Here is a 6,583-nt window from a genome sequence, read left to right as displayed (position 1 = left end):
CAGCGCCTTCGTTACGAAGTGCGTATCGGTGGCGAAGCAGGTCAGGAGCGAGTCGGTATCTTCGATGACTTCTTCGAAGCCTGCTGTGCGCGAAAGTCGGCAGAAGTCCGTCATGGCTACCACGCCAACCACGGACGCCTAATGGACGACAGCGACCCGGTAGAGGTCGTGAAGAGCATTTGGCCTGAAGGGAGGGTCGAGCAGTGACGCCCGTAAAACAGGAGTCACTCATGCAGGGACAGACCGGCATCGCGAAGAAGGTCTATGAGTGCGTACCGATCTCTGAGCCCTGGCGTTCGTTCCAGGTGCTCACCGCGCTACGCAACATGACCGGAAGCACGCCGGACGTTCGGATTGTCCAGGGCTGTCTGCGCGATCTGGTCGATTCCGGACTGATCCGCCGCACTGGTACTGACCACTACCAACGAATCCAAGTCGAGAAAAAGACCAAGCCTCAGGAGCCGAAGATGGGCGAGCCCGCGAAGAAGATCGAAACCCAGTCCGAGCAGAAGCGCTTTGCCTCCCCGCTGGAGATGCTGGGCGAACTGGCAAACGAGCTCGCCGGCATGGCCGAGCACATGAAGCGCCTGTCTGATCGAATCGAGGACGTCGCGCTGGCAGTCGAGCAGGAGCGCGAATCGAACGCTAAGTCGATGGAAAGCTATCGCCAGCTCAAGGCACTGCTGAAGAGCCTGCAAGGGGAGGGCGAGTGACATGGATATCGTAGACATCGCCAATGACTACGCCGAGCGTGAACTCGCTGAACGACTGTACTCCCGAGTCAAGTACGTCGGTGAGAGCCTGTACGAATGTGAAGACTGCGGCGAGGAGATTCCTGTGGCGCGTCGGGCACTCGTTCCTGGGGTTCGTAAGTGCCGGGACTGCGCGGAACTGGCTGAGCGGAGGGCTGTGTGATGGATGTTAAAACGCACTATTGCTCGTTCTGCGGAGAGTCAGAGCACGACCTAAAGGCGCTCATCAAAGGCCCGTCGGCGCTTATCTGTGATGCATGTGTTGCTCTGTGTGTGGAACTGCTCGAGGACAAGGGCCATTGGCCGCCAGTTCCTTGTGGTTCTGGAGTTTCCGAATCCAATCCGGAGGAGGTCGAGTGATGCGGAACTATCGCAAGCCAGAAATGTACTCGGACGCCGATTGGGAAATGGTCCAGGGCTACATGGCCGGCAAGGATGGCCTGCGCGCCGAACGGTCCACGGCAGCCTACATGCATGGTTATCGCAATGGGGTTTCGGACAGGACTGGTGTTCCTCACGAACGCGCCGAGGTTCTTCGTCGCCGTGCGGAGATGATCCCCGGTATCACTCCCCATAAGGTCTGGTTTCAGGGGAGGGCGCCACGTGACTGACTTCTTCGAACTCCTCGACGAGCCTGGCGCTCAGGTTGCGGATGGTCCGCTCCCGGGAAAGAAAGGGTGGGGCAAGGCGCCGTTCTGCGGAAACAAGGCCCACCACTTCGAGCTGGTCTTTGCCGACACCATTGGCCCGCACGGGCGAGAAAAGTACTGGGTCGCTCTCTGTGGTGCGGATGCGGTTACTACCGACAAGGCGCCGATGTTCTCGGCTGGTAGCTGGCAACGGTGCAAGAACTGTGAGCGGAGGGAAAGCAATGGCTGACCGCACTTTCCGCATCCAAGGCGCTGCCGGCATCCGTCCGGCTTTCGTCGCGGCCTGGAACCTCATCCAGGGTCTGATGAAAGAAGCTCAGGGTGGCTATGAGCTAGTTCTACGTCCACTCAAGTCGAAGCGCTCCATTGAGCAGAACAAGCGGTACTGGTCCCTTCTGCGCGAGCTGGCCGCCGTGGCCTGGGTCGACAACCGCCAGTTCGACGATCAGGTCTGGCACGAGCAGTTCAAGCGCTGGTTCATCGGCTGCGAGGATGTGAAGTTGCCGGACGGCTCGACCGAACTGCGCGGCATCAGCACGACGAAGCTGACCGTCGACGAGTTCGGAATCTACATGACCAAGATCGAAGCATGGGCCGCCGAGCAAGGGTGGCCGCTGATGATGCAGGAGGCCGCATGAGCAAGTTCAAGGCGGGCGATCTCGCTCTTAATCTGCAAGACATCCCCAACTGCATCAGTGCGGGAGTGGTAGTCGAGTTGATGTCTCGACTTGCCCCCGGCGATCTGTTTGTCGAAGACGGCCAGACCTTTCAGGTGAATCGGCCAGCTTGGTGGGTGCTCCACGAAGGTGATCGTCTCTACATACCTGAACGGTATCTCATGCCCCTGCGCGGCGACTTCCAGCCCGAGCAGCAGAAGGCGAAGGGGGTGGAGGCATGAGCAGGCGGCAGGTTGCAAAAATTCTGGTGGGCCAGCTTCTGGTCATCGCACTCATCATCTACACGCAGACCTCTGCGGCCATCAGCCCATGGATTGTCTCAATGGTTGGGACGGCCACCCTATGGCTTGGCTACTTCGCGGGAGAAGAGCTATGAGCCGCAGCTTGTTCTTCTGCGCCATGCGGAGAGTTCCTGTTCGGCCAAGAGCGCTCATTGTCCTGATGATCATGATCGCCTTTGGCTGGGTGCCGCTTGTGGTGGCCGTATGCGAGGCAGTCGGCGAAGGGGTTCGGGCCTGCCGGCAGGAATCGTCCAGGCTCTACGGCGACTTCAGCAAAGCTTTCACCGACTGCTGGAAAGCCTTGGTTTCGGGGGAGCCTCAATGAGCCTATCCGCCAGCCAGCCCAAACCGAAGAAATGCCAGAACCCTGCATGCGGCCAGGAGTTCACCCCTCGCTTCAGCAGCACGCAAAAGGTCTGCTCGCCGGCCTGCGCCCTGTCCATCAAGGACAAGCACGCCAAGCCGGCGCGGAAGGCTATCGCCGACCGAGAGCGGCGGGAGATCAAGGTTCGGAAGGAGAGGCTGAAGAGTAAGGCGGATCACCTGCGCGAGGCTCAGCAGGCATTCAACGAATTCATTCGCCTGCGCGACGCCGACCAGCCGTGCATCAGTTGTGGCCGCCACCACGATGGGCAGTACCACGCCGGGCACTACCGCACGGTTGCCGCCAGCCCAGAGCTTCGCTTCGAGCCGCTCAACGTCCACAAGCAGTGCGCCCCATGCAACAACCATAAGTCAGGCGACATCGTGAACTACCGGATCAACCTGGTGCGCAAGATCGGCGCCGAGAACGTGGAGTGGCTGGAAGGCCCTCATGAGCCCCTGAAACTGACCATCGAAGAAATCAAAGCGCTGAAGGCCCAGTTACGGGCCTGGGTGCGCGAACTGAAGAGGGCAACGGCATGACCAAAGAAACTCTGACCATCGTTCTCTTCAGCATAGGGAGCGGTCTCATCGGTTATGCGATCGGTATTGCTGCCGCCTGGCTGGGCAACTGGTTCACCGACGGTTATCACCCGCTGCTGCTGTCGAACATGGTCAGCACACCAGGTGCTGAGGATGGTGAGCGCGCCAACGAATACCCCGATTATCTGGAGCCTCCGAGAGGCTGTTTCGGCATGTGCTGTGCTGGATGTGATGCTCGCTCGCAGGTCAACTCCAGGAGCAAAACAGTCAGCGAACAGACAGACCAATCTTACGTTTTAAACGCCGTGCTCAGCGCTCAAGGGGGTGGGGAATGAACAAGACATCAGTACTGGTCAGAATCCTGCTCGCGGGCAGCGAGGGGAATACTGCATCCTCTGCGTGGGTCGATGCCGACATGGGATGCGGCGGTTATGGGGTGATGTCGAAGGACGAGCGATTCAAGCTGGACTGCGAGTATCGTCGGCACCTACGCCAGAATCTCACGCCAAGGTTCTGGGATGCGCTCATCGCGCGCTACACCTTGGACATCAACGACCGCGGCAAGGCGATCCGAGGGCTGGGTCGAGTGGTCGCCACACACGCCCACCAGCATTTCAAGTTCTATGCCGTGTTGACCTGGGCGGAGCGCCAGAAAGTAGGAGCAGGGAAGAGATCCACCGGCGTCCTAAAGCCCGACTTCTACGACATGAACAGGTGGGACGACAACCATGGCACTCCTGAACGTACTCGGCGTCGGTGGAGGGCTGGCATCCATGAGGCTCTGGATGGAATCCTCAGCGACGCTATCGCGTCCGCTGTAGCTCTGCTTGAGGAACAGGGGATGTTCGAGCGAATGGCGGCTTGACATCGATGGCCGCGTGGCCGATTATATCCCCATCCTGCCGATCTTGCGCGTTGTGAGGATCGGTAACTCTGAAGCCCTGGCAAATGCCGGGGCTTTCTGTTTATGCGGGCGAATGCAGGATGATGACCTGATAATCAGGCGAACGAGACCAAGCCCGGTGTAGCGATACGGCGCGGGTGTAGGCGGCGAGATGAGTATGGTTAGCCGCCAGGGTACGGGGTAAAACGAGGCGTAGTCACCAACACGCCTATCGTCGCCAAGCGGGGTGCGCATCACCCGCCGCTCGCTCCTTCATGGCTTGATTACCCAGTGTCAGATTGGGCTATCAAGGGTAGTCGAGGGGTGGCCAACAAATGACCGTCGAAGATTTGATTGCGCTTCTCCAGCAGCAAGATCCCAAGGCGAGGGTCGTTATCCCACACGAATGGGATGCGCATCAGCGGACTTTCGCCAGGTCCGTTGTCAGAGAGGCAGTCGAAATCAATGAGAACGGCTCGATCTTCGCAGAAGAGGATGGGTTAGATTCCGTCGTGTTCATCGATGGATTTTAGATTGTGCGGCTCTAGCTCAACTGGCAGAGCGCTGTCCTTCCAAGTCAGATGTTGCGGGTTCAAGTCCCGCGAGCCGCTCCAAACTCGATTCAATGACGTGTAGCTCAGAGGTAGAGCGGTCGGCTGTTACCCGACTGGTCGATGGTTCGATCCCATCCGCGTCAGCCAATAAGCCGGTATGGCGCAACAGGGAGCGCTGCTGATTTGTAATCAGAGGGTTGCGGGTTCGACTCCTGCTGCCGGCACCACACTACAAGGCCCAGGCAATGACCTGGGCTTTTCTGCATCTGGAGTACGTGATTATGGCCGAGCCGAGTGGTGCGGTAGCAGTCGCCGGCTTGGTCGGTATTGGTGCGTCTGCGTTGATCCCTGGCATTGATGCAAATGCAGTGATCGGGGCTTTTGCTGGGGCTATCTTCTTCGTGGTGTATGCCAAGGACATCTCGGCCTGGGCTCGCCTTGGTTACTTCGCTGCGTCCTGGATCGTTGGCTACTACGTCGCCGGCGAAGTCATTGGGCGGGAGTGGGCAAGAACATCGGGCCTGGTCGCCTTTGGTGGGGCATTGTTCTGCGTCGCAGTGGGCACCAGCTTGCTGGAGTGGGTGCAGGGGGGGAAGACGCCTGGTTGGCTCCGCTTCATAGCGGACCGCTTTGGAGGTCGTAATGGTTGACCCTTGGACTCTGGTGGCCGCGATGATTTGCGGCGCCATCTGCATGCGGCTGGCGACATACCGCCGGCAAGGCGCGAGGTATCGCCGAGGCGTTTCCTGGCTCGCCTACCTGCTGTGCGTTGGTAGTGGGTGTTTCGCCCTGAGCGTGATGCTCGATGCACTCCACGGCTACAGACTGAATCCTGTCTCCCCTTGGCTGACCCTGGTGCTGGCGATCCTGCTCGGCCTTGTCTGTCGTGCGCGGGGGAACCTGGCCCACATTCTGAGGGTGTACTGATGGATGCTCCGCTTCTGCTGAAGAACACCGGTACATGCCTGATTTTGTGTGACAGCAACGGGAAGCCGCTCCCTGGCCAGCTTTCGTTGAGCGTCAGCAACGATGGTCTCGTGCCAGCGGTCACGGTCACGTTCGCACTCGACAATGAGCACGTGAGGCTTTGCGGGGAAGGGATGGAGTCGCGCATCTCATACGATGCGTATCTTGAGGCAATTAAGGGAATGCGCAGCTGATGACCAAGTGCACCTTCTGTAACAAGACGCGTGAATGGGCCAAGAAGTGGGCCCGAGTTGCCATGGAGCGCGCGGCCTCTGCTGTGGCCGCCAAGCCGAAGCGATCTGGAGTGGATGATGAACGATAGCCAGAAATCTCTATTGGTGCTCAGTACGGACGTCGCCCTGTCCCAGGAGAAGGTCGACCGTATATCTGAGTCTATCCAGCCGCTGGCAGAAAGCCTTGGCTGTAGGGCTTTGGTCCTGAACAACGGACTTCAGGCTGGCATTCACAGCGACATTCGCCCATTGCTCGGAGACTTGCTCGATGAGCAGCGCAAGACCAATCAGCTATTGCACCTCCTGATCCAGGCTCTCGCCGAAGATGGCGAGGATCCTGACGCCATGCCGACCAGCTATCTGGATGGAACACCGATCCAAGGGCATCAGCCGGTACGCAGTAATAGCCTTTTGGCAACACCGCCAGGGGAGCGATGATGTCGACGTTTATGGGCTCCGCCAGGGAAACCCAGATAGCTGCTGTTCGAGTCCGCCGCGGGTGGTTCGGCAAGCTGGTTGTCCAGCTTCGCTACAAGATCGAGCGCCCCGAAAGCCCGCTCCCTGGCCGGGAGTTGATCTACCACGTATGCGGGCTCTCCCGTTGGCGAGATGCCAACGCAAATGATTTCGCTGAGTCCCTGATGGTCGCGAAGCTCATCGGGATGTCTGATGAAGGAACGC

At 59.2% G+C, this 6,583-nt stretch carries 16 protein-coding genes, 3 tRNA genes and 1 pseudogene; all 20 read left to right on the top strand.

Features of this window, described 5'->3' with window-relative positions:
• Positions 1 to 207, top strand: a pseudogene (locus HMPREF2886_RS34795) (hypothetical protein); the annotation flags it as partial.
• 23 nt (positions 208 to 230) lie between these two features.
• A complete protein-coding gene (locus tag HMPREF2886_RS02055) occupies positions 231 to 713 on the top strand; it encodes a hypothetical protein (protein WP_003158996.1) in 483 nt (160 codons plus the stop codon).
• A 1-nt stretch (position 714) separates the two neighbouring features.
• On the top strand, positions 715 to 915 hold the full coding sequence (locus HMPREF2886_RS02050) for a TraR/DksA family transcriptional regulator (protein ID WP_023127360.1): 201 nt from the start codon (positions 715 to 717) through the stop codon (positions 913 to 915).
• On the top strand, positions 915 to 1,112 hold the full coding sequence (locus tag HMPREF2886_RS35255; RefSeq protein ID WP_003158994.1) for a ClpX C4-type zinc finger protein: 198 nt from the start codon (positions 915 to 917) through the stop codon (positions 1,110 to 1,112). The genes HMPREF2886_RS02050 and HMPREF2886_RS35255 overlap by 1 nt, the downstream gene beginning before the upstream one ends.
• Complete coding sequence (locus HMPREF2886_RS02045; RefSeq protein WP_023081919.1) at positions 1,112 to 1,363, top strand: hypothetical protein; 252 nt, start codon at positions 1,112 to 1,114, stop codon at positions 1,361 to 1,363. The genes HMPREF2886_RS35255 and HMPREF2886_RS02045 overlap by 1 nt, the downstream gene beginning before the upstream one ends.
• On the top strand, positions 1,356 to 1,631 hold the full coding sequence (locus tag HMPREF2886_RS02040) for a hypothetical protein (RefSeq protein ID WP_070746702.1): 276 nt from the start codon (positions 1,356 to 1,358) through the stop codon (positions 1,629 to 1,631). Before HMPREF2886_RS02045 ends, HMPREF2886_RS02040 begins: the two co-directional genes overlap by 8 nt.
• Entirely contained in the window at positions 1,624 to 2,040 is a 417-nt protein-coding gene (locus tag HMPREF2886_RS02035; protein WP_014603756.1) for a NinB/YbcN family protein, read from the top strand. Before HMPREF2886_RS02040 ends, HMPREF2886_RS02035 begins: the two co-directional genes overlap by 8 nt.
• On the top strand, positions 2,037 to 2,300 hold the full coding sequence (locus HMPREF2886_RS02030; protein WP_070746700.1) for an SH3 domain-containing protein: 264 nt from the start codon (positions 2,037 to 2,039) through the stop codon (positions 2,298 to 2,300). The genes HMPREF2886_RS02035 and HMPREF2886_RS02030 overlap by 4 nt, the downstream gene beginning before the upstream one ends.
• Positions 2,297 to 2,455 (top strand): hypothetical protein, encoded by a 159-nt coding sequence (locus tag HMPREF2886_RS34545; RefSeq protein WP_153575184.1) that lies wholly within the window; start codon positions 2,297 to 2,299, stop codon positions 2,453 to 2,455. The genes HMPREF2886_RS02030 and HMPREF2886_RS34545 overlap by 4 nt, the downstream gene beginning before the upstream one ends.
• Entirely contained in the window at positions 2,452 to 2,685 is a 234-nt protein-coding gene (locus HMPREF2886_RS02025) for a hypothetical protein (protein ID WP_070746698.1), read from the top strand. The genes HMPREF2886_RS34545 and HMPREF2886_RS02025 overlap by 4 nt, the downstream gene beginning before the upstream one ends.
• A complete protein-coding gene (locus HMPREF2886_RS02020; protein WP_070746696.1) occupies positions 2,682 to 3,266 on the top strand; it encodes a recombination protein NinG in 585 nt (194 codons plus the stop codon). The genes HMPREF2886_RS02025 and HMPREF2886_RS02020 overlap by 4 nt, the downstream gene beginning before the upstream one ends.
• Entirely contained in the window at positions 3,263 to 3,601 is a 339-nt protein-coding gene (locus tag HMPREF2886_RS02015) for a hypothetical protein (RefSeq protein ID WP_070746694.1), read from the top strand. Before HMPREF2886_RS02020 ends, HMPREF2886_RS02015 begins: the two co-directional genes overlap by 4 nt.
• Positions 3,598 to 4,131 (top strand): hypothetical protein, encoded by a 534-nt coding sequence (locus HMPREF2886_RS02010; protein ID WP_023106510.1) that lies wholly within the window; start codon positions 3,598 to 3,600, stop codon positions 4,129 to 4,131. Before HMPREF2886_RS02015 ends, HMPREF2886_RS02010 begins: the two co-directional genes overlap by 4 nt.
• A gap of 353 nt (positions 4,132 to 4,484) precedes the next feature.
• On the top strand, positions 4,485 to 4,682 hold the full coding sequence (locus HMPREF2886_RS02005) for a hypothetical protein (protein ID WP_034074195.1): 198 nt from the start codon (positions 4,485 to 4,487) through the stop codon (positions 4,680 to 4,682).
• 5 nt (positions 4,683 to 4,687) lie between these two features.
• Positions 4,688 to 4,763: transfer RNA gene (locus HMPREF2886_RS02000), tRNA-Gly, on the top strand.
• A gap of 12 nt (positions 4,764 to 4,775) precedes the next feature.
• Positions 4,776 to 4,850: transfer RNA gene (locus HMPREF2886_RS01995), tRNA-Asn, on the top strand.
• 4 nt (positions 4,851 to 4,854) lie between these two features.
• Positions 4,855 to 4,930, top strand: a tRNA-Thr gene (locus tag HMPREF2886_RS01990).
• Between the two features lie 54 nt (positions 4,931 to 4,984).
• Complete coding sequence (locus HMPREF2886_RS01985) at positions 4,985 to 5,353, top strand: putative holin (RefSeq protein ID WP_023104105.1); 369 nt, start codon at positions 4,985 to 4,987, stop codon at positions 5,351 to 5,353.
• The gene (locus HMPREF2886_RS01980; protein WP_003101053.1) at positions 5,346 to 5,630 is read left to right on the top strand and encodes a phage holin family protein; all 285 of its coding nucleotides are present in this window, start codon (positions 5,346 to 5,348) and stop codon (positions 5,628 to 5,630) included. The genes HMPREF2886_RS01985 and HMPREF2886_RS01980 overlap by 8 nt, the downstream gene beginning before the upstream one ends.
• Before the next feature lie 350 nt (positions 5,631 to 5,980).
• Positions 5,981 to 6,340: a hypothetical protein gene (locus HMPREF2886_RS34900; protein ID WP_070746690.1), complete on the top strand. Its 360-nt coding sequence runs from the start codon at positions 5,981 to 5,983 to the stop codon at positions 6,338 to 6,340.
• Positions 6,341 to 6,583: the final 243 nt, after the last annotated feature.

Source organism: Pseudomonas sp. HMSC066A08 (genome assembly GCF_001813025.1).
Taxonomy (GTDB): Bacteria; Pseudomonadota; Gammaproteobacteria; order Pseudomonadales; family Pseudomonadaceae; genus Pseudomonas; species Pseudomonas aeruginosa.
This window is presented reverse-complemented; position numbering and strand designations above follow the sequence as displayed.

Coding starts and splice junctions, on each gene's coding strand:
- HMPREF2886_RS02055 (WP_003158996.1), top strand. CDS start 231: ATGCAGGGACAGACCGGCATCGCGAAGAAGGTCTATGAGTGCGTACCG.
- HMPREF2886_RS02050 (WP_023127360.1), top strand. CDS start 715: ATGGATATCGTAGACATCGCCAATGACTACGCCGAGCGTGAACTCGCT.
- HMPREF2886_RS35255 (WP_003158994.1), top strand. CDS start 915: ATGGATGTTAAAACGCACTATTGCTCGTTCTGCGGAGAGTCAGAGCAC.
- HMPREF2886_RS02045 (WP_023081919.1), top strand. CDS start 1,112: ATGCGGAACTATCGCAAGCCAGAAATGTACTCGGACGCCGATTGGGAA.
- HMPREF2886_RS02035 (WP_014603756.1), top strand. CDS start 1,624: ATGGCTGACCGCACTTTCCGCATCCAAGGCGCTGCCGGCATCCGTCCG.
- HMPREF2886_RS02030 (WP_070746700.1), top strand. CDS start 2,037: ATGAGCAAGTTCAAGGCGGGCGATCTCGCTCTTAATCTGCAAGACATC.
- HMPREF2886_RS34545 (WP_153575184.1), top strand. CDS start 2,297: ATGAGCAGGCGGCAGGTTGCAAAAATTCTGGTGGGCCAGCTTCTGGTC.
- HMPREF2886_RS02025 (WP_070746698.1), top strand. CDS start 2,452: ATGAGCCGCAGCTTGTTCTTCTGCGCCATGCGGAGAGTTCCTGTTCGG.
- HMPREF2886_RS02020 (WP_070746696.1), top strand. CDS start 2,682: ATGAGCCTATCCGCCAGCCAGCCCAAACCGAAGAAATGCCAGAACCCT.
- HMPREF2886_RS02015 (WP_070746694.1), top strand. CDS start 3,263: ATGACCAAAGAAACTCTGACCATCGTTCTCTTCAGCATAGGGAGCGGT.
- HMPREF2886_RS02010 (WP_023106510.1), top strand. CDS start 3,598: ATGAACAAGACATCAGTACTGGTCAGAATCCTGCTCGCGGGCAGCGAG.
- HMPREF2886_RS02005 (WP_034074195.1), top strand. CDS start 4,485: ATGACCGTCGAAGATTTGATTGCGCTTCTCCAGCAGCAAGATCCCAAG.
- HMPREF2886_RS01985 (WP_023104105.1), top strand. CDS start 4,985: ATGGCCGAGCCGAGTGGTGCGGTAGCAGTCGCCGGCTTGGTCGGTATT.
- HMPREF2886_RS01980 (WP_003101053.1), top strand. CDS start 5,346: ATGGTTGACCCTTGGACTCTGGTGGCCGCGATGATTTGCGGCGCCATC.
- HMPREF2886_RS34900 (WP_070746690.1), top strand. CDS start 5,981: ATGAACGATAGCCAGAAATCTCTATTGGTGCTCAGTACGGACGTCGCC.